Source organism: Thalassoglobus sp. JC818, assembly GCF_040717535.1.
Classification (GTDB): Bacteria; Planctomycetota; Planctomycetia; order Planctomycetales; family Planctomycetaceae; genus Thalassoglobus.
The window spans coordinates 1,221,576-1,242,682 of the sequence record NZ_JBFEFI010000001.1; the positions used below are offsets into that span (position 1 = coordinate 1,221,576).

General features: G+C 53.0%; 17 protein-coding genes. 8 read left to right on the forward strand and 9 right to left on the reverse strand.

The window, feature by feature from the left end; translation table 11 throughout:
- Positions 1-32: 32 nt before the first annotated feature.
- Positions 33-917 carry a glycosyltransferase family 2 protein gene (locus AB1L42_RS04370; protein WP_367051603.1) on the forward strand — a complete coding sequence of 295 codons (885 nt, stop codon included), beginning with the start codon at positions 33-35 and terminating at the stop codon, positions 915-917.
- Positions 918-985: 68 nt separating this feature from the next.
- Here the strand turns inward: AB1L42_RS04370 and AB1L42_RS04375 are convergent, their stop codons facing one another.
- Positions 986-2,065, reverse strand: coding sequence for a deoxyhypusine synthase family protein (locus tag AB1L42_RS04375; protein WP_367051605.1), 1,080 nt, complete (start codon positions 2,063-2,065; stop codon positions 986-988).
- A gap of 265 nt (positions 2,066-2,330) precedes the next feature.
- Here AB1L42_RS04375 and AB1L42_RS04380 point away from each other — a divergent pair, with 265 nt between their 5' ends.
- From AB1L42_RS04380 to AB1L42_RS04400, 5 genes are all read left to right on the forward strand, one after another.
- Positions 2,331-2,807 carry an HU family DNA-binding protein gene (locus tag AB1L42_RS04380; protein WP_367051607.1) on the forward strand — a complete coding sequence of 159 codons (477 nt, stop codon included), beginning with the start codon at positions 2,331-2,333 and terminating at the stop codon, positions 2,805-2,807.
- A gap of 184 nt (positions 2,808-2,991) precedes the next feature.
- Entirely contained in the window at positions 2,992-3,210 is a 219-nt protein-coding gene (locus tag AB1L42_RS04385) for a hypothetical protein (RefSeq protein ID WP_197441393.1), read from the forward strand.
- Between the two features lie 747 nt (positions 3,211-3,957).
- Entirely contained in the window at positions 3,958-5,472 is a 1,515-nt protein-coding gene (locus AB1L42_RS04390) for a hypothetical protein (RefSeq protein WP_367051609.1), read from the forward strand.
- A gap of 209 nt (positions 5,473-5,681) precedes the next feature.
- A complete protein-coding gene (locus AB1L42_RS04395) occupies positions 5,682-6,407 on the forward strand; it encodes an alpha/beta hydrolase-fold protein (RefSeq protein WP_367051611.1) in 726 nt (241 codons plus the stop codon).
- A gap of 312 nt (positions 6,408-6,719) precedes the next feature.
- On the forward strand, positions 6,720-10,004 hold the full coding sequence (locus tag AB1L42_RS04400; RefSeq protein WP_367051613.1) for a valine--tRNA ligase: 3,285 nt from the start codon (positions 6,720-6,722) through the stop codon (positions 10,002-10,004).
- 90 nt (positions 10,005-10,094) lie between these two features.
- Here AB1L42_RS04400 and AB1L42_RS04405 read toward each other — a convergent pair whose 3' ends face one another.
- The 3 genes from AB1L42_RS04405 to AB1L42_RS04415 all read right to left on the reverse strand — a co-directional run bounded on the left by AB1L42_RS04405 (position 10,095) and on the right by AB1L42_RS04415 (position 12,394).
- On the reverse strand, positions 10,095-10,805 hold the full coding sequence (locus tag AB1L42_RS04405; RefSeq protein ID WP_367051615.1) for a sialate O-acetylesterase: 711 nt from the start codon (positions 10,803-10,805) through the stop codon (positions 10,095-10,097).
- A gap of 180 nt (positions 10,806-10,985) precedes the next feature.
- Positions 10,986-11,795: a hypothetical protein gene (locus AB1L42_RS04410; protein WP_367051617.1), complete on the reverse strand. Its 810-nt coding sequence runs from the start codon at positions 11,793-11,795 to the stop codon at positions 10,986-10,988.
- 392 nt (positions 11,796-12,187) lie between these two features.
- The gene (locus AB1L42_RS04415; protein ID WP_367051619.1) at positions 12,188-12,394 is read right to left on the reverse strand and encodes a carbon storage regulator; all 207 of its coding nucleotides are present in this window, start codon (positions 12,392-12,394) and stop codon (positions 12,188-12,190) included.
- A gap of 1,175 nt (positions 12,395-13,569) precedes the next feature.
- Here AB1L42_RS04415 and AB1L42_RS04420 point away from each other — a divergent pair.
- Both AB1L42_RS04420 and AB1L42_RS04425 read left to right on the forward strand, forming a co-directional pair.
- Positions 13,570-14,352 carry a DUF1080 domain-containing protein gene (locus AB1L42_RS04420; protein ID WP_367051621.1) on the forward strand — a complete coding sequence of 261 codons (783 nt, stop codon included), beginning with the start codon at positions 13,570-13,572 and terminating at the stop codon, positions 14,350-14,352.
- 89 nt (positions 14,353-14,441) lie between these two features.
- Entirely contained in the window at positions 14,442-15,131 is a 690-nt protein-coding gene (locus tag AB1L42_RS04425; protein ID WP_367051623.1) for a protein-L-isoaspartate(D-aspartate) O-methyltransferase, read from the forward strand.
- A 38-nt stretch (positions 15,132-15,169) separates the two neighbouring features.
- Here the strand turns inward: AB1L42_RS04425 and AB1L42_RS04430 are convergent, their stop codons facing one another.
- The 5 genes from AB1L42_RS04430 to AB1L42_RS04450 form a co-directional block, all read right to left on the reverse strand.
- Positions 15,170-16,396: a DUF6754 domain-containing protein gene (locus tag AB1L42_RS04430; protein WP_367051625.1), complete on the reverse strand. Its 1,227-nt coding sequence runs from the start codon at positions 16,394-16,396 to the stop codon at positions 15,170-15,172.
- 2 nt (positions 16,397-16,398) lie between these two features.
- Positions 16,399-17,529, reverse strand: a complete 1,131-nt coding sequence (locus AB1L42_RS04435) for a hypothetical protein (protein ID WP_367051628.1) — start codon at positions 17,527-17,529, stop codon at positions 16,399-16,401.
- A gap of 50 nt (positions 17,530-17,579) precedes the next feature.
- Entirely contained in the window at positions 17,580-18,524 is a 945-nt protein-coding gene (gene ftsY / locus AB1L42_RS04440; protein ID WP_367051631.1) for a signal recognition particle-docking protein FtsY, read from the reverse strand.
- A gap of 109 nt (positions 18,525-18,633) precedes the next feature.
- On the reverse strand, positions 18,634-20,124 hold the full coding sequence (rhaB, locus tag AB1L42_RS04445; protein WP_367051633.1) for a rhamnulokinase: 1,491 nt from the start codon (positions 20,122-20,124) through the stop codon (positions 18,634-18,636).
- Between the two features lie 223 nt (positions 20,125-20,347).
- Positions 20,348-21,061, reverse strand: a complete 714-nt coding sequence (locus tag AB1L42_RS04450; protein WP_367051635.1) for a response regulator transcription factor — start codon at positions 21,059-21,061, stop codon at positions 20,348-20,350.
- Between the last annotated feature and the right edge of the window lie 46 nt (positions 21,062-21,107).

Consider the following 21,107-nt stretch of genomic DNA (forward strand, 5'->3'; position numbering starts at 1 on the left):
GAGAAGAGCAAATCACTCCAGCAGTTTTCGACATGAAACTCTCCATCGTCATTCCGGCCTACAACGAGGAACAGAACATCGGTCGATGCCTCGAAGAATTGCAGGCGGTCGTCCGTGACAAACATCAGCTCGAATACGAAATCGTTGTCGTCAACGATAACAGCACCGACGGAACTCCTAACGTTGTTCAGGATGCGATGCTTTTGGATCGCAATATCCGTTTAGTGAACCGAACTCCACCGGGAGGTTTCGGACGGGCGGTCAGATCTGGAATCGATGCTGTGACGGGGGAAGTTGTGGTTGTCTATATGGCCGATCTCTCGGACGATCCGGAAGACGTCATTGCTTACTATCGAAAAATCGAAGAAGGCTACGACTGCGTCTTTGGATCTCGGTTCATCAAGGGTGCCTCGGTCGACAAGTACCCGCGATTCAAACTCATCGTGAATCGCATCGTCAACACCTGCATTCGAATTCTGTTTCGAACGAAGTTCAATGACCTGACGAACGCATTCAAGGCTTATCACATTTCGGTGATCCGCGATTGCGGACCGTATCGCGCCAGCCACTTCAACATTACGCTGGAACTCTCGCTGTCTGCCTTGATTCGAGAATACCGTATTACCCAGATTCCCATTCGCTGGTACGGACGGACCTGGGGCTCATCGAATCTCAGGCTTCAAGAGATGGGCCGTCGGTACCTGTGCACCGTACTGACGTTCTTCTTCCAACGCTTTCTGATCAAAGATGATCTGCTTGCGGAGAAATGCCCCAAGTTGACATCGGAAATGCGGCGAAGCACTGATATTCCGCTGGATCTAATCCTCGGAACGATTTCCGAGGAACTGGCCAGTCGGACGCCTTCTGTCGATCGAACGAATTCAACGACCGCAGCCTCGACTCCAACACTTGGTTGAATTCGATTCCTTTCGATCACCTCAATGTTCACTCGACAGAGTCGCTGAATGCTCAGAGTGAATGTGCATTAGCTCGAAGCGTCGAGTTCTTCAAAGACAGCTTTCATGAGCAGCGGCCAGACTGAAGTGGCGTCGCAATGCACTTCGGCGAATCTGCCTCCCTCGGACGGAGGCAAGAACTTGCCCCAACTCACACCTTCAGTGTAAGTGCAGCCCGACAGGCCTCCCCAGTGGACGGGCTCCGGACAGATTCGGATCGCGTAGCGGAATCGCGGAGGCGCGAACTTTGTGCCGACTCGATCGTTCGTGATATCGACGTACGGAGCGACTTGTTGGGCCCAGTTGCGAGGGACTCCTCCGCCGATTGTAAAGATCCCGAGTCGCTTGGCAGTTCCGGCGAGTCGTGCGTACTCCTGCAGATCGAGAAACGGATTGAACATCGGAACGGAATCGAATGCTTCTTCGTGGGTCAGCTGCGATGGATCTCGATCACCGAGAGCTTTCCGCATCGCCCAAGTTGACACATCCAGCCCGACTTCGCTGTCGGTGAAAGCAGGAATGAAGACGGGGACCTCCTTCTGGAATGCACTCCGCAGGATTCCGCGGCCCTCACCGAGTGTATCGAGCTTTCGCCCGAGTTCTCGACAAAGCCGAGCTGACGACCAGCAGCCTTCAGGCGGAGGCGTTTCAGTCAAAACTGCACGCACAAGTCGTTCGACATCGTTCAGGTTGGCTTCCATCTCCAGAGTGTCGTAAACCCTGTTGTAGCCTTGCTCAAAGAGCACAGTGTCGTTTTTCGTCGGATCGTACTCGTAGTGACTCAGCCCGATCGACTCCGTAAGGCCATGCGCCATCAATGCTCCGGTCGAAACGACAGCGTCGACGAGACCTCGATCGATCATCTCACAAATGACTGTCCCCATCTTGGCGACCGTCATTGCTCCCGAGAGTGTCATCACAACGACACAGTCTGGATCGCGAGCCATTTCCAGAAAGATGTCGAGGGCATGACCGAGCTGTCGACCTGCAAAGGCTGTTTTTGACATTCCTCGCAGAAGTGAGGCAAAGCTGTCAACATTCCCTAAATCCAATGACTCCAGTGGCTTGAGTCCATCTTCGCGTCCGTCGTGTAATTCTCGGTGACTCATGTCAGGTTGACTCCAGGTCTTGAATAAAGTGCAAACCTTGGGATTCCGGGCAAAGTTTGCGGATTTTCACGGATTGAACTCATGTATCGATGGGACGATGACGATCACAAGTGTGTGTCTGAACGGATTCCATTTCAAGGGTTTGTTCACACTCACTTCCAGAACGTCGCCTTGACAGTAAGTTGCTGTTGCACATACAGTTGAGTCATTATCAACCTGTATAGCCCAGCGATGAGCGTCATCGGTCAGCCGGGAGTGGAGAGTCGTGACAAAAAAAGAAATCGTCAAGACAATCTCTGAAGAGTGTGGTCTGACTCAACTGAAAACTAAAGAGATCGTTCAGAAGACTTTCGAAGCGATCATCGACACTCTCGTCACGGAGGGACGCATCGAACTGCGTAACTTCGGAGTGTTTGAGGTGAAAAAGCGTGCCGCAAGAAAGGCACGAAACCCTCGATCCGGCGAGCGAGTGGATGTTCCCGAGAAGTTTGTCGTGACATTCAAACCGGGAAAGGAGATGGAGGAAAGAGTCCTGTTGCTCCAGGAACAATCGGCTCAAGCTGCACAACAGAGTTCTGATCCACAGAATTCCGCAGCTGAGCAAAGTGCCCCACAACAGCCTCAACTGAATCCTCCGCCTGCACCGCAGGCTCCTCCAATTTCACCGACTGAGAATTCACAACCCACGAACTCACCAACACATACTCAACCTTCGAATTCCTATCCTCCACCCGGAGGTTAACTTCAGCATCGTTGCGACGATCCTGAGTTAATGGGAAATCGATTGATAGTGGCAGAATGAACGCTGCCAATTCCCGATGACGATGACAGGATTGTCGCCACCTCCCCCTCACCGGAGTTCGGTGACGACAATTGACACTCCCCGAAGCCTCAAGATGAGTCATGCGGAGTCAAGGAGGATACCGATGCGGAAACTATTGCTGCTTCTTGCTTTAACGGCCACTTTGACGGCATCGTCCGGCTGCGTCGTTCCGATCTGGAGTGCCACTCCCGACGTCAGAACGAAACAACTGATTTATCAATCAGAAAACTATCGCCACATTCCAAACATCTGGGAACGAATCTGGTTTCTTGATATGCCAGACACCGGCACCCCATACCGAACACACGGCGGCGTGATCTAAAACGCCAGCCAAAGCTGTTCCTGCCCGCAAAGCGGTTCGCCAGAACAACTTTCGTTTTGCTTTTCAGAGCATCATGGAACTGTCAGTGCGAATTCACGCGGGCAATCGGGACGAAATCCAGATCGAGCCTATTCGGCGAGTGAAATCTGCTCGTGAGACGGGTCTCAATCATCGCGGGCAACCGGTTCGTCCTCCTTGCTTCAAACTCACGTTTGTTTCCGCGAGAGTGAAGCTTCGGTCATCGTGTATCCAACGGCCTCAGCCAGTCATTCACTAGGCTGGCGAGGCTACATGGCCGCAGGTTTTCACCATTCATCCAGTGCGGACAAACTCTCCAGCGCTCTGCCGCGCGGCCAATTCTTCCCGACTCTCTTCTCTTCGCACGAGTCATGCATTGCTCAATGTCACTTGGGCGAGCTTAGACATCACGCCGGGCAGGTCATTAACTCCACTGAGGCGATGACGCGACCTGACCGAGACTGACTCCCACCACATCCGCAGAATGTCATCTCATTTCTGATGTCTAGATGTTGGTGTCTGTTGGGAAGCAGCCGCGGTTTCTCACCGTGAGACTCTTCGTTTCTCTCTCCCGCCGTGGTTCGATCTGTCTCGAAAAGAATGTCTGTCGTCTTCATGGGCGTCGCTGGAGATTCGTCGCTGAGTCCTGTACCCTCACGGTACAATCGCTGTGATTCGAGTGATCATTTCCATATCCCCAGCTCTACTTCACATCTTAAGAGAGAGACGATGATCAAGTTGCACTTGAACAGGAATGCGCTTGCAAGGAATGCTCAATTACTTCTCACTATTACCTCAGTAGCAGTCTTCTCCTTCGCTGCAAATCGCGAATTGTCGGCGGAACAGAATCTGACTTCTCTGCTGAGCAAGTTGCCTGAGAGTACGAACTCTATCATCGCTGTGGATGCAGACCGACTGCGAAACAGCCCGCTCGGAAAACAGGAAAACTGGGAAGCAGCGAACGAAGCTGCATATGTGAACTCTCCGTTTTTGATGCCACCAGAAAGCGACCTGTTCATCCTCGCTTCGCAAATTAACCCAGACGCCGATTTCCGACAGAACTGGGAAATCGCCGTGATGAGTTTGAGTGAACCAATCAGCAGCCGTTCGATTGCCCGCTCTGAAGGCGGACAGATCGATGACATCTCAGGAGTCTCAGCTGTTCTGTCTCCAAGCAATTCGTACTTCCTGAATTTCGCCGACGACCTGCTCGCAGTCGTCTCTCCGGCGAACCGACAGTCAGTCAGTCGATGGGCAGATGCTGTGAAAGCTGGGACAACAGGAGACCTTAACTCCTATCTTCTTGACTCTGCGAATCAGCTGTTGGGCGACTCACAAATCGTTCTCGTGATGGACCTCGAAAACGCGGTCAACCCCTTCCGACTGAAGCAGAATCTTTCACAGTCAGAGTTTGTGAAAGGAAACGCACAGAAAGAAGCAGAGTGGCAGCAGCTGATTCAAACACTCAAGGGAATCGCGTTGACGGTCCAAGTTGATACCGCCATCCACGGCAAGCTGCACATCGACTTCGGGACCAGCCCTTCCGTTCTGGGAAGCGACGCAAAAGACGCTGTCATCACCGCATTGAACAACTTCGGACTTGGCCTCGAAAGCATGTCCGACTGGACTCTCGACCAGAGCGGCAATCAGCTCCGCCTCGAAGGAGAGCTGACGAAATCTGACTTGCGTCAGATCATGAGTCTCATCCAGCACCCAAGTGCAAACTTCTCGCTGTTGAAAGATCAACAGCCTGCTGGAGAAAACGACGGCGACAAAGTTGTGGAAGCTTCGAAGCAGTATTTCCAATCGGTCGACACACTGCTCAACGACCTCGAGCACGCTTTCCGAACAAATCGTGATGCTCGTGACTCGTATCCTCGAACTTACATGCAGCGATACGCAAAGAGAATCGACAACTTGCCAATTCTGAACGTCGACAACGATTTGATCAACTACGGCTTGAAAGTCGCTGAAACTCTTCGCAGCGTTTCTGTCACACAGGGGAACGCCAATATCGAAGGCGGCGTCGCAACCAGTGGAGTCACTTCCGGTTTCACCAGCAATGGCTACGGATACGGCGTCAGTTACAGCTCTGCTCGATACGCACAGCAGAGAAAGAACTATCTCAACCGACAAGCTCAAGCTGGCGCCAAAGAAACACGGTTCAGCTCATGGGCAGACATTCAGGACGCCACAGCCCAGATTCGTGTGGAAATGACACAGAAGTACAAGACCGAGTTCTAATCGGTTCGCATGCCTTCTGAAAACTGTGACTCCGTCCTTCGAAAATGTTCGGTCTCACAGACTTCAAAAAGCAACTGCCAGCAAAGAGCCGCGAACGTTGACCGATGTTCGTGGCTCTTTCTCACAATGGGCGTGGTCCCGCCGAAATCGATTTCTACTGACTCCAACTTCTGGCCGCCCTTCGCGAACAGGCTCCAAGATTAAATCCGATGACCGATCCTGAACTCTCCCAGAGTTTCGTTCAGAGTTCCGCGATTGCCCCTGGTCGAGCGATCTGGGAGCTTGCACCCCCACAGGCTTCGCCTTCCACTGCGGTGATCTTCCTCGATGCGGAAATCTATCTGCAAAGCGTCAACGTGGTCGAATGCATTCGCCAGCTCAGTCTTGATTCGACATTGCCAAACTTCACGACATTTTTTGTGTCCAACCATGGACAGGCGGCTCGTAGTGTAGACTTCGTCTGCAACCCGGAATACGCAGCTTTCCTCACTCAGGATCTCATCCCGGACATTCTCCAGCGACACGAGTCGATCGATCCGCAACAGCTGATTCTTGTCGGTCTCAGCCTGTCTGGATTGGCCGCACTTCACGCGAGCCTGCTCTATCCTGACTGGTTCCAGGCGACCATTTGCCAATCCCCATCGATGTGGTGGAAGAACGAAGCCTTCCTCGAACGAATCACTCCTGCGACCAAGCGTCACGGAAAGTACTGGATCAGCGTGGGAGATCAGGAAACAGAGGAAGATGTTGATCACTCCTCAGCCAACCTCCACCAGCAGACCAGCCAACTCGACAGCTGTCGTCGAACTGCTGACAAAATGAAGGAATTCGGCTACCGTGTCCGCTTTGAGATTTTTTCCGGAGGGCACGATGGCCCGAGTTGGTCCGAGGATCTGCTGCGAGCGCTTCCATGGGCATTGTCTCAGCCAGAATGACACTCTGAACCGTTTTTCCTCGTGACGGGTCTCTGTTTCGTCTGTGAACTTGCGAGTGACAGCCGAGAATGCAAGTTTCTGTGCTGTTGATTGCAGTGCCGACACTCTTTAGAACTCGCCTAGCAAGCTCCTTTGACTCGATGATTGTTCCGGAACTCGTCCACAGTCACAATGTGGTCACACCTTCGAAGAATCAACCAGCACCCGATTGCAGGAACTCGTTGCCGGTAAACATGTTGCCAGCTGAATCGTTGTCCTGAGCACCTTATTGTCTCGCCCTGCGTGAGATCGCGAAGACCATCAAAAACTCCTATGTCTGAACTCCCAAAGCTTTACGATCCCCAATCCGCTCAAAACTCGTGGTTTCCGTTTTGGGAACAACGAGGCGACTTCAATGCCGATCCGACACCGGACAAGGATTCGCACACGATCATGATCCCGCTCCCCAATGTCACCGGAGCGCTACATATGGGTCATGCATTGAACGGGACCTGTCAGGATCTCATCACACGATGGAGACGCATGCAGGGTTTCGAAGCACTCTGGATGCCGGGCACCGATCACGCTGGGATTGCAACACAAGCTGTCGTCGAGCGGCGAATGCTCGAAGAAGAAGGCCTGACCCGGCACGATGTCGGCCGCGAGGCACTCGTTAATCGCATCTGGCGGTGGAAAGACGCTTACGAGAAACGCATTATCTCGCAGCAGAAGTCACTCGGAGCAAGCTGTGACTGGAGACGGCTGCGATTCACCCTCGACGAAGTCTGTGCCAAGGCAGTCCGACGAACATTCTTCAAGATGTTTCGCGACGGACTCATTTATCGCGGGAAGCGACTCGTCAACTGGGATGTTCACCTTCAAACCGCTGTTGCAGATGATGAGGTCTTCGAAGAAGAGATCGACGGCTACTTCTGGACGTTCAACTACCCTGTCGTCGATGCCGAAGGCAATCCCACAGGTGAGTTGATTCACTATTCGACGACCCGCCCCGAAACCATGCTCGGCGACACCGCAGTCTGTGTGCACCCGACGGATGAACGGTACACGTCACTCATCGGGAAACACGTCAAAATTCCTGTCAATGGCCGGGTGATTCCGATCATCGCTGATGCACTTCTGGCAGACAAAGAAAAGGGAACCGGGGCAGTCAAAGTGACGCCCGCACACGATCCCAACGACTACGCCTGCTATCTCCGGAATCCGGAAATTGGCGTGATCAACATCCTCAACCCGGACGGAACCCTCAACGAAAACGGAGGAGAATGGGAAGGGATGGATCGCCTTGAGGCACGTCATCACGTCATCGAACGGATGGGCGAACTCAGTCACTTCGAAGGCGTCGAAGATCGAAAGATCCCTCTCAAGCACAGCGACCGCTCCAAAACCCCGGTGGAGCCGTACCTGTCGGATCAGTGGTTCGTGCGGATGACCGACGACGAAGACGGCAAGCCAGGCTTGGCTCAGAAAGCCATCGACGCGGTCGACGATGGTCGCGTTCGGTTCTTCCCGTCTCGTTACGCCAAAACGTACACCGACTGGCTGGCCGAAAAACGGGACTGGTGCATCAGCCGTCAGTTGTGGTGGGGACATCGCATTCCCATCTGGACGGCAGTACTCAGAGTCGGTGGAGTTGGTGAAAGAGAAATCTCAGAGAATGCGACTAGAGTCGCACAAGAGACAGGCCCTCTACTTGCGACTTTTATGGCTGCAAATGGAGTGAGTCCCGATGAGTTTGAGGTCAAATTCAACTCAGGATCCGTTCAAATCTGTGCCGGTTCGAAGAACGCTGAGGCAGCGTTGACGACTCTTGCGGAGTACGAACAATGTAGCGATTTGGAAACTAATCAACCGGAAGCTGGAAAGGATGAAGCGTTCCGCCTTTGCACTGGTTGTTTCTATCACCTTCAGCAAGACCCCGACGTTCTTGACACCTGGTTTTCTTCGGCATTGTGGCCGCATGCCACTCTCGGCTGGCCGGATCGGGAACACAATCCGCCGCTCGATGAATCGGAAGTCGCCAAGCAGACGAACTTAGCCCCGGATGAGTCATCCGGGGCTAAGAAAAACGCTGTTCTCGATTACTTCTACCCGGGCAGTGTTCTGATCACGTCGCGAGATATCATCACGTTGTGGGTCGCGCGAATGGTTCTGACCGGCCTGTACAACATGGACGATATTCCGTTCCGACATGTGCATGTTCATCCGAAGATTCTGGACGGCTTCGGCCAGACGATGTCCAAATCGAAGGGAAACGGAGTCGATCCGGTCGACCTGATTGGAAAGTACGGCGCCGATGCTGTCCGTTTCACCATCGCTTCGTTTGCAGGTGAAACGCAAGATGTGCGGCTGCCGATCAGCTACGAATGCCCACACTGTGAAGAGATGATTTCTCCGAAACAGTATCGGCTGGAGACGAGTTCTATCGTTGTTCCGAGCACTCTCAACGGAGAGTTTCCCGTTCCTCAGGGGGCTCCGAAACCGACGATGGTCTGCACGAACAAAAAGTGCAAGAAGGAAAGTCAGTTCACCACGCCGCTGTATGATCCCGATCCCGATGTTCCAGTCGCGAAGATGGTCAGTGAGCGTTTCGAATACGGCCGCAACTTCTGCAACAAGTTCTGGAACGCCGCTCGATTCGCAATCATGAATCTCGAAGCCAGCGACAACGGCCCAGCTTACAGCCCGGCCGAAGTCACGGACGATCAACTACAGCTTGAAGATCGATGGATTCTCTCGCGACTTTCCACAGTCGCCAATCAGTTGGATGAATACCTCGGTCGCTACCAGTTCGATGCGGCGACGCGTGCCACTCGTGACTTTACATGGAACGAGTTCTGCGACTGGTATCTCGAAATGATCAAGCCGCGACTTCGAAACGAAGATCAACGAGCTGTCGCTCAGCGAGTCTTGCTAGTCGTCCTCGACTCGCTCGTCAGACTTCTACAACCATTCACTCCGTTCATCTGTGAAGAGCTCTGGCAACGACTCAAAGAAATTGCCCCCGAACGAGCACTGCCAGTCGGAGAGGATTCTGCTGGCGGCAAAGTTCTCGAAGTCCGCCCGGTCGCTGATGCTTGTATCGTCGCCTCATGGCCGAAGGTTCCGACAGCCTGGCAGGATGCAGCATTGGAGAAGCGTTTCGAACGGCTCCAAGACACAATCGTCGCTGTGCGTAACGTTCGCGCGGTTTACAGCATCCCACCGGGGACATCTGTGAAACTGCGAATGCGTGCCAGTGCAGACGTCGCCAACGACATGGAATCAGTTTCCTCGCAGTTCGACAATCTCGCCAAAGCAGTGTTGGAGGCAGCGGGCGCCGATGTGGAACGCCCCAAAGGAGCGGCCAGCTTTTCACTGGGTGACGCCGACGGATTTATTCCACTCGAAGGTCTGATCGACACCGAGGAAGAACTCAGTCGTCAACAGAAGAAAGCTGAAGAGATCCGCAAGCACATCAAAGGTGCAGAATCCAAGCTTGCGAACGAAAACTTCACCAGCCGTGCTCCTGAACAAGTCGTTAACGACGTTCGTGAAACTCTGGAGAGCAACAAAAAGCAATTGGAAAGCATCGAAGAGATCATTCGCGACCTAAGTTAGGTCGCGCTTCGTTTCCGCAAAGTTGAAAAACAACTACTCGGACTGATCTTACGTGATCAGCCCGAGTTTTTTTTCAACCGTCGTTGGGTGTCATTGACCAATCAACTTCAGCGATGCTTCCGCGAATCGCTTTCCGAGAATTTTGTAGCCTTCGGCGGAATAGTGAAGATCGTTCGTGATCGGTTTCCCAGCCCGGTTCACTCCGTCGTTGAGGTCGTCCGTATTCACCCAGGCGAAATCGCCGTCGGAATCAGCTACGGCGACCTGAATGTCGCGAACTCTTGTCCAGTCCGGGGCACGTTTGTTGTCGAGGTCATTGTCACTCAGTCTTCCAATGACAAAGTGAATGTCGTCTCGTCCGAGGTCCTCTTCGAGTTGCTGATGAAGCCCCAACAGGCTTTCGCGATAAACATCGCCCCATCCCATTCGGGCATCACGTTCCCCCTGCATCCAGATAAACGTGACGGACGCTAATTCCTCGTTTTCGATGGCCGGTTTGACCTTACTCATCAAGCGGTCATACAGATCCCCGGTCGACTCAGGCGCTTTGCCCTCTGGGGATTTCCATTTTCGGTACCACCTTTGAATGGGCTGTCCGCCCTGAGCATCCTGAACAACGATGACGTTCTCAGCTCCGAGCGCTTCTTCGACCGTTGGCGTGAACGCCTCATCAGGTCGATGTCCCTGCATGTTTGACTGTCCAGAAAGGATGAACAGGTGCTTTTCACCCGCCTGAGTGCGATCGGCAGTCGCAGTCAGAAACACGGATACGAACAGCAGGCTTGCGACGATTTCTCTCATGAGCGCAGTTCTTTCGTAGAATGAATTCGATCGACGAAGAATGATCACTGCGGGGACGCCCAGAAACGCATCGGTGGATGATGCTTCACGATCAATGATGTGAAGTCATTCCCGAGATCGGACGATCCGCGACACTGAAAGGATCGCATAATCGATCGCTGATTTCTGCGCTCAAGCGGGTCAGTTCAATCGGACAGAGTTAAAGAATTTGTCCTTCTCGGCTCCGGGTGTCGATCCCCGATTCGAATACATGATCGTGTACGCCGTCGCTCCATTCACAAATCCAATGTGTCGGGCTGTGATTCCGCGTTTCTCCATGGTGTATGCCACAGCCGATTTGCCCTGAAACGTCAGCCGCTCGAGGTTGCTGGCGCCCTGCATTCGTAAACCCGTTTCCAGTGCACTGATGATCTCATTCAAGTTCATCGTCTGAATCTGTGGCGGAAGCGGTTCGACGATTACTGCGCAGGCATAGCTGCTCTTCTGAACTCCGTAGGTCGCTCCGCCAGCTGCGACAGTCGGCCCGACGGTGATTCGTTTGGGCGTACCGGGCATTTGCATCGTCAAAGCCCCATCGGGAGTGGTGTATTCCTCCCAGGTTGTCGCAAACGCCGGAATCGGCAAATTGCCGAGCGAGCTGACGAGCTTGAACCCGATTCCGAACATGAAGAGGAAGCTGATGATCCCGACAATTGTCTTGAGTGCCGTCTTGAAAGCGCCTGCAGCAGCTCCGGAAGATCGTCGCTTCTTTCTTTTCTTCTTCTTTTTCTTCGGCGGGGGCGGCGGCAGATAATCGTCTTCGTCGTCAAAACTTCCGAAGTCAGATCCCCAGAGATCTTCTTCGGGTTCCGGTTCCTCTTCTTCAAGCACAGCGGGCTGCGGCACGGAAACCGGTTTCTGACACTGTTTGCACCGAAACTTTTTGCCAGCAAGTTCATCTCGAACGTTGTAGGACTTTCCGCATTCTCGGCAGGTGGCACGAATCGGCACGACGGTCTCCCGGCAGCGATGGGCAAAGTGGCAGCGAAGGTTTCTCAAACTTACGAATGTAAGGATACCGTCTTTTCTACAAGACGCAAGAAGAGATTCGCCCATCTCAAATGCGGAAGGTTCCAAACAAAAAAGCAACCATTCAACGCCAGGCTGAACCGGACGGCAAATGGTTGCTTAGGGGTAGATTTCGTCACTAGCGAAAAGAAGCTCGGACGAATGGATACGGCGTCGATCACAGAGACGAGTTCAATCGCGGCTTGTCATTGCTGGCAGGTGAACGACCGGGCTCACGTGTTGCTCGGGGTCAGATCAATCGTGGGAGCGGCGAACACTTCTTGCGATCTCCCCCGATTGGCGACTCTCGCGAAGATCGAGTTCACCGCTTCCGGTCACTCACATCCTGCTGAGACAAGCGGCGCTGTTCCGCCTTCTTGACGCAGTTCTTCACGAAACGCGATCTCGCCTCGGACGATCCTGACATCTTCGGGAGCGACGATTCCGAGTTTCACCCGTCCATTGCTCGTGGAAATCACTTTCACTGTGATTCCGCCGTCAATCACGATTTCTTCGTTGGGTTTGCGTGTAATCACTAACATGGAAATTGTTCCTTATTCAAGCAAAGTGCATCCGTGCTGCACTCCAGAATTGTGATTGAATCTCTATCAACTCAGCTGTTTGATGGCTCACAAAACGGCCAGTTCCTTGGTCGGTGAGCGTTTTTTTGTGCTTCGGCGTTTATGAAATACGCCTGGGCCAGACAAATATTGGAACGATTCTCAAAAGTCCGCTCGAACAACCGGCTCTGTCCGGAGCATTTGCTCAAAGAACCTCGAGACGAACGGCGGCACTTTCCACCTGACAGATGTGAAAATGACACGCATCATCCGTTGGGCGTTCGCTTTTCTCGCTCACTGAGAGCGGTGCTGCAGCCTCGATCCGAGCTACTGAGGCGACGGCATGGAAGGTCTTCCCACAACGTCGACTCGGCGAGACGGAAAACATCTCACGCTTAGCTGATCAGGACTTGCGAAGTCCGTTCGAACGAAATTGAGAATCTTCAGGCGTTCATATGTTCTGCCACAAGATCAGGAAGCCTTCGGTGGACCAGAAAGCAGGTGCGATGTTCCCTGAGATCAGCGAGAGAACGGCACAAGCGAGGATTGGTCCGCCAGTTGGTGTATAGAGAAGTCGCGGGTGCGGATCGACTCGAATTCTGATGGGTCAACCCAAAGAAGGTCCGACCGAAATCAAGTGAATCGATCTGTTGCCGCTGTAATTGAGCTGGGGTGAAATCGCGTCGAGCGTTCGAAATCGGAGCCTGACTTCGATGAAGTTGCCGATCCACCGAGGCAGTTTGATTTCTGCCGGAAGTGTGAATGCAATTTGAAAGAGGAGTCTTCATAACTCACCTGAGCAACCATGCTCAATGATTCGAATCCGTCGAACTACGACCCGGAATTTAGCACTGAGGAGATGGTATACAAATGTTTCAAAACCGTCAAGAGGAGTATCTCTCAGATTCGACGCGCACATCGCAAGAAGGTTCCTCAGATTCTTGAGAGATCTTTTTCAAAATCTCGCTGCTGGTTCCGATCAGAGTGGCTTTCCGGAACCAGAATGAACAGGCTGTCATTCAGTATCCATGAAAATGGCCTGATCAGACGCATTCTCGTGACAGATCAATTAAGATCTATCTGAATCCTTCGCGTCAGACCTCCCGGACGACGGTCTCGACGTTGACCATTCTTCTTCATGTTCGAAAGTGAACTCAATGAAAGTTTCTGTACTCAGTTTTTGCGCATTGCTTGCGTCCTGCTGCTCAGTGCTTCAGGCCGACGAATACCTCAATGGGATCGAATGGGAAGCCCCCGCGATCGTGACCGTCGACGAAAATGGCGTCCCCTCGGATGCAACGGTTTTGTTTGACGGAACCGACTTGTCTGCCTGGAACAACACCGACAACTGGAAGATTGAAGACGGTGCGATGGTTTCCGGAAAAGGTGACGTGCAGACGAAAGAAGCCTTCGGAGACTGTCAGCTGCACATCGAATGGTCTGCTCCCACCCCAGCGACCGGAAGTGGACAAGGTCGCGGCAACAGTGGTGTGTTCCTCATGAACACTTACGAGATCCAGGTTCTCGATTCTTACGAAAACGAGACCTACCACGACGGACAAGCAGGAGCCATTTACAAGCAGACTCCTCCTCAAGTGAATGCCACGAAAGCTCCCGGCGACTGGAATGTCTACGACATCATCTGGACAGCCCCACGCTTCAACGACGACGGTTCGCTCAAGTCTCCAGCCTACATCACTGCTCTGCACAACGGTGTCTTGATCCTCAATCACTTTGAGCTGAAAGGTGATACTCCTTTCAACCGTCCTCCTCACTACCAACAGCACGCGGATCGACTTCCGATTCGACTGCAAGATCACGGAAACCCAGTTCGATTCCGCAATATCTGGATTCGCGAAATCAAAGACGCCCCTGGTGAGCAAACTCGTGATCCCTTCTTGCGAGACGGCAAAGGGAACGAGAAACCGATCGAGAAGTAATCGTGTCAGCCAGTCAATTGGCAGACGAATGATTTTCCGCCCCAGCTGAATGAGAAGTCTGGCGGGATCGAAACAGCAAGAGGTGACTTTTGCGAGACCTTCCCCCAAACCTGCAGGGACAGCTGTCGATCAGACGTGCAGAACGTGCGCGTCTGATCGAAACGGGGCTCATCCAGCAGGGAATCAGTGATCCGGCTGTTCTCGCAGCCATCAACCAAATGCCGAGAGAGTTCTTTGTTGAAACGGAGCACAAAGAGCAGGCTTACGAAAATCGAGCTCTTCCGATCGCTTCCGGACAGACGATCTCGCAGCCGTACATCGTCGCTTTGATGGCCGAAGCACTGCAGCTTCAGCCTCACTTCAGGCTGCTCGAGATCGGAACCGGTTCTGGCTACGCAGCAGCGGTCTATGCTCTGCTGGTGGAAGAAGTGTTTTCCGTTGAGCGTCACGAAGACCTCGCGAACCAGGCTCAATCACGTCTCGATGCACTGCAGATTGAGAACGTTTCCATTCGCTGCGGAGATGGCAGTTTCGGTTGGCCGGAAGCTGCTCCATTTGATGCAATCTCAATCGCAGCTGCGACAGAAGACATCCCCAAGCAGCTTCTAGATCAATTGGCGATCGGCGGAAGACTTGTCGCTCCGATCGGAGCGCAACAGTCCACTCAATCTTTAATCTGCTTGAAGCGAACCGAGAGCGGATTTCAACAGAAAGACCTCGGGAGCGTTCGCTTCGTCCCGCTGATTTCTGAAACGGATGACCACACGGAAAGCGACTGAATCAAGTTGCGAGTGCAGTCTCGTAACTCGAAGTTGCTCTATCCCGACTGTAGTAAGTCGTTCATGAGAAAGTTGGCAGCACCCTCAAAATGAGATGCGACTGATGGAGGGGCAGCCCCCACGATCGTGACCAGAAAAACGCCGATCAGGATCAATCCACCGACGAGGACTTTTCCGAAATCCTGACCCTTTAGGCTTCCGAGTTGATCGGGATCTTTGGAGAGGTAAGCACTCGCTGCGAAAAATTCTTCCCCGATCAACGTGTAATCGCATGCAGCCACGAAAAACGGTAGCTGCGCGGGTTGAGCAGTTCCGGCGACTTGAATGGCACCAATTGCGTTGCCGGTTTCGGCCAAGATCAGCGATTCCGCAAAGAACGCTCCGAGATAAAAACAGGCGGCCGGTTTCTCTCGAACCATTTTTCCGGTGAGAAACGAAACGTAAGCGAACTGCTCATCAGTCACGTAATAGATGAGATCGTTGTTGTAAGCTTCCGGTCGGCCTGCTTTCAGAAATGCAGTTGCGACAGTCTCACGGGCTGCGGTCATCACTAGCGACTTCGAAGTCGGAGTTTCGAGTGTGCAGTCATACTCGGCAGCCTGTTCGGCGACGCGAGACAGAATAGTGAGTCCCGCGATCGTTTGGATGTCGTTCATGTCCTGAATACCGGGAACGAACAAACATGCCCTGCCCATTTCAGTTGCACGACCGACTGCTTCTTCGATGGCCTCTAACCCAGCGATGGGGCGAATTTTCAGTTTTGCTCCGCTTCGGGCCATCAGAATGAAGGCAACCACAGAGCCGCAAACCAACACGGTAATCACTGCCAACCAGAAGCGGTCTCCGTCATAAAACTGAGCAGAGGATATCGCCGGCGTAGCGGCGTCCAAGCGGACAAATTCTGATTGAACTTCCTCCCCGTCGACGTCTTCAACGACAGAAGCACGGTACCAATAGGAATTGCCGGGAATGTTCTTCTGAGTCGTGACTTCAAGAACTCCAGATTCCAATTCCTCCTCAGTTGGAGAGCGTCGTTCGACTTCTTGATAGAGCCCATTGAACTCGCTGGCTTGTTCGACGACGTACACGAGGTCCTCGTCTTCTCCTGAGAGTTCAACACGAACGTCAATTTCAGTTCCGTCATCCCAGGGATGATCCGATGCCGAAATGCCTGCAGGAGGGGCAGGCTGAGCGGTTACACTGATTGGGAATGAACAAACCGCAGCGACGAGGTAAATCAACACATGCAAACGTCGATGACTCATGGTTATTGGTCTCCTACCAGTTCCACGTTTGCGCGGGGAACAGTGACCTGTCCTCCGGATTCGCAATCGACAACAAGAACGCGAGCTTTGGAACCAGAATCCAGAATGTGCGGCTCCGTGGGTAAGTCTGCCACTGTTCCCAGTCGACCGAAATAGGGATCTCGAATCAAACGGACATGAGAACCAACTTCCAGAACACCGCCGCCGACTCGCTGCGCGGTCTCTTCGGAATTCAGAGTTCCTTCTGTCGGAATCACGATCTCCGGTCGAAGAACCCCAGCGCGAATTTGCGTTGCCCCATTGACTGACGTCAGTGCACCAGCATGTCGCTGCAGCAAAGAAAACGTATGCTGAGCCATCGCAATTTCACCGAAGCCCTCGGTGATAATAATTGTGAGTCCAATCGACTCCGATCCGGTGATTGCGACTCCAAGGTCGTAGCCCAAGATCTCCTTGAGATCCTGGTCATCGATCCCCCCGCCGATGATCGCATTGACGCCTGATTCCTGAGCTTGTTTGACTGCATCGCCGTGAATTCTGCGGCCTGCAACGAGGATTGAGCCGCGGTGATCTGGTTTGATGAGTTCAGCAGTCAGGTCTTCGTTCGCGGATTCCGTCGCAATGACCAGCGGCCCCTGAATCTCTCCGCCGATCCCAAAGATGCCTTGAACGAAAGCGGCCTTTGTCTCGATGGAAACACCCTCTTCAGGGAAGACTTCCATCACTTTGCCAGCCACAAAAGCGTTCACCTGAACCGGAATCGGTTCGCCTCGAATGATGACCTGCCCGGTCACATGAGAGATCGATTCAATTGTTCCTGAGTACGGCGAGTTTCGGGAAGTTTTGAACAAACCGAAAATGCCCTTTGAAGTCGCCAGCAACTCGCCTTTCTCGACTTTGTCCCCAACCTGCAAGTGCATAACTTTGGGAACTTCGCTGGGAGAGACTCCCAGTTGATTCGCGAGATTGATCGGAAAGATATCTCCGGGCTGTTGTGAGCGAGCGACTACAGTGTCTGCCGCGACTTTGTCTCCTTCTTGAACCAGAACTTCACCGGGGATGGGGAGCAACCTCTGTACCCGGTAGAGGATCTCGTCCTTCACCTGTAATCCAGGAGTGTACGCATGAGCCATAAAAGCGAATCCCTCACTGGTTCCGCATGGAGGTCGTTGACCGACCTGAATCAACTCTCTTCGAGGAGCGCTTCCACGAAATCGTCCGGTGAAAACAACTGCAGATCATCGAGTTGTTCTCCGACACCTACGTATTTGACAGGAATTCCCATCTTTTTGCGAATCGCGACGACAACTCCGCCCTTCGCTGTTCCGTCGAGCTTGGCCAATACAATCCCGGTACATCCCGCTGCTTCGGAAAACTTCGTCGCTTGCGAGATACCATTCTGTCCGGTGGTTGCATCGAGAACGAGCAAGCTCTCGTGTGGAGCTCCCTCGATTCGCTTGTTGATCACTCGTCGAATCTTCTCGAGTTCCTGCATCAGATTCTGCTGCGTCTGGAGTCGTCCCGCTGTATCAACAAGAACGACATCCGCTCCGATTTGGGCCGCATGATCACACCCGGCGAACGCAACACTGGCGGGGTCGGTTCCCGGGTCTTTGCGAACAATTTCGCAGCCGATACGCTGACTCCACTTGGTCAACTGGTCAACAGCAGCAGCACGGAAAGTATCGCCAGCTGCCAGAACAACTTTTTTTCCGGACTTGGTCAGGTAGTTGGCCAATTTGGCAATTGAAGTTGTCTTGCCGACTCCATTCACGCCCGAAACCAGAATCACAGTCGGTCCATCAGTGGCCATGTTGAGCGGCGACAGAGGATTTTCAGGGTCCCAATTCGTCGATCCATCCCCTTTCAGAATCTCTTTCAACGTGTTCTTGACGTTCTCCCAAACGGCGTCGGGATCAACAGTTCGTCCGCCGAATTCTTTGCGAAGCGATTCCACCACTTCTTCAGAAGCTTCAACGCCCATGTCGGTCGTGATCAGACCTCGGTGAAATTCTTCCAGTTTGGCTTCGTCGAGAATTTCGCCAGATTTGAACAAGTCGCGAACATCAGTTCGCAGCAGGTCTTTAGTCTTCTTCAGTGCCGATTTGAGTTTACTGAACAGTGCCATGGGGTCTTTTGAACCAGAATGTGAAAGTGATAGAAAATGAAGGCTTTGATCAGGCGTGAATCAGTCTGGATGCACGCCGCGAGAACAGTCCAGGCATGAACAATATGCCCTAGGAACCATTAACGAGTTTGAGGTAGCGCGGATAGATCATATTCCAGATCATTGTGGCATTCGGTTCGAACGTGGCAAGCTCAGAAGAATTCTGGACGACATTCCGCATCTCCTGCAGTGTCCCGATTTCTCCGGAGGTACGGGCCTGCACGAGGATGTTTCCGAACGCTGTCGCTTCGATCGGTCCAGCGATGACTGGAACTCCGCACGCATCAGCGGTGAATTGATTGAGAAGTTCGTTTTGACACCCACCACCCACAACGTGAATTACTTCCACGGGAGTTTCAGTGAGGCGTTCGATGCCTTTCAGCACAGTGTGATACTTGAAGGCAAGGCTTTCGAGGGCACATCGAACGAGTTGCCCTTCGGTTTCCGGAACCGGTTCTCCGTGATCGCGACACCAGTTTTGAATGGTGCTGGCCATATCATCCGGATTCAGGAAGACTGGATCGTTCGGATTGATAATCGATCGGAAGCCTTCCGCCTTGAGCGCGAGTTGAGTCAGGTCGTCGTAGCTGAGCGACTTGCCATCGCGTTCGAAAGAACGCTTACATTCCTGAACGAGCCACAACCCCATCACATTCTTTAATAGCCGATAGGTTCCATCGACACCGCCCTCGTTGGTCACGTTTTGAGCAAGTGCCTCGGGAGTCAGAATCGCTTCCGGAACTTCAACGCCAATCAATGACCACGTTCCGGAACTGATGTAAGCCCAGTTAGACTTACCGGTGCGATCTGTCGGGACAGCTGCAACGGCAGAACCTGTGTCGTGAGTCGCAGGAGCGACGACCTCGATCTTCGGAAGCTTAGTTTGATTAACCACTTCCTGCCGAATTCGTCCGAGCTTCGTTCCCGGAGGAACAACCTTCGGGAACATCTCCGTCGGAATATCGAACTTTCGAAGCAGGTCAATTGCCCAGTCCCGTCGATTGGGATGGAGGCACTGCGAAGTCGTCGCGTTCGTGAACTCGGCGACCTGACTGCCACACAAGAGCCAGTGAAAGAAGTCGGGAATCATTAAGAAGTGCTCAGCCGCAGCCAGCAGATGCGGATCGTTGAGCTGCATCGCGATCAACTGAAACAGCGAGTTGATCTGCATGAACTGAATGCCCGTTTCACCGAAGATTTCCTGTTTCGGAACGCGTGTGAACGCCTGCTCGACCATGCCATCTGTACGTGAATCGCGGTAGTTGTAAGGCTGTCCCAACAACTCGTTGTTTTTCGAGAGAAGAACATAGTCGACGCCCCAGGTATCGACTCCGACGGAGACGATACGGTCTCCAAACTTGCGGGCTGACAACCGCAGACCTTCGAGAATCTCTTTCCAAAGCCCGATCAAGTTCCAACGTCGGGTTCCAGCGACGGTGATGGGACCGTTCTCAAAGCGATGGACTTCTTCCAATTCCACTTTCTGGCCATCGAAAACACCAGCGATGACGCGTCCACTCTCGGCACCCAAATCGATTGCCAAATACACTCTGTCTGACATTTCCGCTCCACGATTCCCACGGTCTGTTCTTCATTCCGTTCGGGAATCATAGCGGTGACACGGGTCCGATTCACCACACCTGTGACGATCGTTTCGGCATTTTTCAGCCCAATTTCAGACGAGGTTGTCTCGTAACGGTGATCGAACGCCGACTGTTCTCTCAGAGAATGAAAATCCAGCGAAATTCGAAGTTTTTCCCGTAACACCGCTCGCATCACGGCACTCAAGCTCTGCCGGGAGGCTGTTTCTCGTCGTCAGTCTGTTCGTACCGGTATCCGACTCCATGCACGGTCTGAATCAATTCCGGTGACTTGGGATCAATTTCAATTCGCTTTCGAAGCTGAGACACGTGTTGATCGAGAGTTCGGCTGCTCGGCAGGTATTCCTCACCCCAGGCATGGCGAAATAGCGTTTGCCGGTCAACGGGCTGTCCTTGTCGCCGAAACAGTAGTTCGAGGATCTGCACATCTCGCAAGCTGAGTTCAATCGTTTCGCCGTTACGCCGGGCGCGCAATTCTGCCGGGAGAATCTCGAGATCGCCCATTTGAAACGGAGCGGGCGGCTCGACACTCAATTGAAAACATCGACGCGTGACAGCTCGAATGCGGGCCACGACTTCTCTGACACTAAATGGTTTGGAAATAAAATCGTCCGCTCCGAGTTCAAATCCGACCAGCCGGTCGACTTCCTCGGACTTCGCGCTGATGAGCAGAATCGGGAGATTCGGAGACGACTGGCGAATCATCCGGCAAACTTCATATCCGCTTTTCTCCGGCATCATGATGTCGAGACAAACGCAATCCGGTCGGCTGACCTCGAACATGCGCATCGCCGATTTCCCGCAACTCGCGGTGACAACTTCATAGCCTTCTGATCGAATCACATCGGCCAACCCTTCGCGGGTATGAAAATCATCCTCGGCGATTAAGACTTTCATCACGACCTCTCAGTACTGTTTGCACTTCCCTGCCCACTTGTCCTCG

What these genes read in the sequence shown, in the direction of transcription:
- AB1L42_RS04395 (WP_367051611.1), top strand. Translation starts at nt 5,682, where the DNA reads ATGACCGATCCTGAACTCTCCCAGAGTTTCGTTCAGAGTTCCGCGATT.
- AB1L42_RS04385 (WP_197441393.1), top strand. Translation starts at nt 2,992, where the DNA reads ATGCGGAAACTATTGCTGCTTCTTGCTTTAACGGCCACTTTGACGGCA.
- AB1L42_RS04415 (WP_367051619.1), bottom strand. Translation starts at nt 12,394, where the DNA reads ATGTTAGTGATTACACGCAAACCCAACGAAGAAATCGTGATTGACGGC.
- AB1L42_RS04405 (WP_367051615.1), bottom strand. Translation starts at nt 10,805, where the DNA reads ATGAGAGAAATCGTCGCAAGCCTGCTGTTCGTATCCGTGTTTCTGACT.
- AB1L42_RS04435 (WP_367051628.1), bottom strand. Translation starts at nt 17,529, where the DNA reads ATGGCTCATGCGTACACTCCTGGATTACAGGTGAAGGACGAGATCCTC.
- AB1L42_RS04400 (WP_367051613.1), top strand. Translation starts at nt 6,720, where the DNA reads ATGTCTGAACTCCCAAAGCTTTACGATCCCCAATCCGCTCAAAACTCG.
- AB1L42_RS04450 (WP_367051635.1), bottom strand. Translation starts at nt 21,061, where the DNA reads ATGAAAGTCTTAATCGCCGAGGATGATTTTCATACCCGCGAAGGGTTG.
- rhaB (WP_367051633.1), bottom strand. Translation starts at nt 20,124, where the DNA reads ATGTCAGACAGAGTGTATTTGGCAATCGATTTGGGTGCCGAGAGTGGA.
- AB1L42_RS04375 (WP_367051605.1), bottom strand. Translation starts at nt 2,065, where the DNA reads ATGAGTCACCGAGAATTACACGACGGACGCGAAGATGGACTCAAGCCA.
- ftsY (WP_367051631.1), bottom strand. Translation starts at nt 18,524, where the DNA reads ATGGCACTGTTCAGTAAACTCAAATCGGCACTGAAGAAGACTAAAGAC.
- AB1L42_RS04420 (WP_367051621.1), top strand. Translation starts at nt 13,570, where the DNA reads ATGAAAGTTTCTGTACTCAGTTTTTGCGCATTGCTTGCGTCCTGCTGC.
- AB1L42_RS04430 (WP_367051625.1), bottom strand. Translation starts at nt 16,396, where the DNA reads ATGAGTCATCGACGTTTGCATGTGTTGATTTACCTCGTCGCTGCGGTT.
- AB1L42_RS04390 (WP_367051609.1), top strand. Translation starts at nt 3,958, where the DNA reads ATGATCAAGTTGCACTTGAACAGGAATGCGCTTGCAAGGAATGCTCAA.
- AB1L42_RS04370 (WP_367051603.1), top strand. Translation starts at nt 33, where the DNA reads ATGAAACTCTCCATCGTCATTCCGGCCTACAACGAGGAACAGAACATC.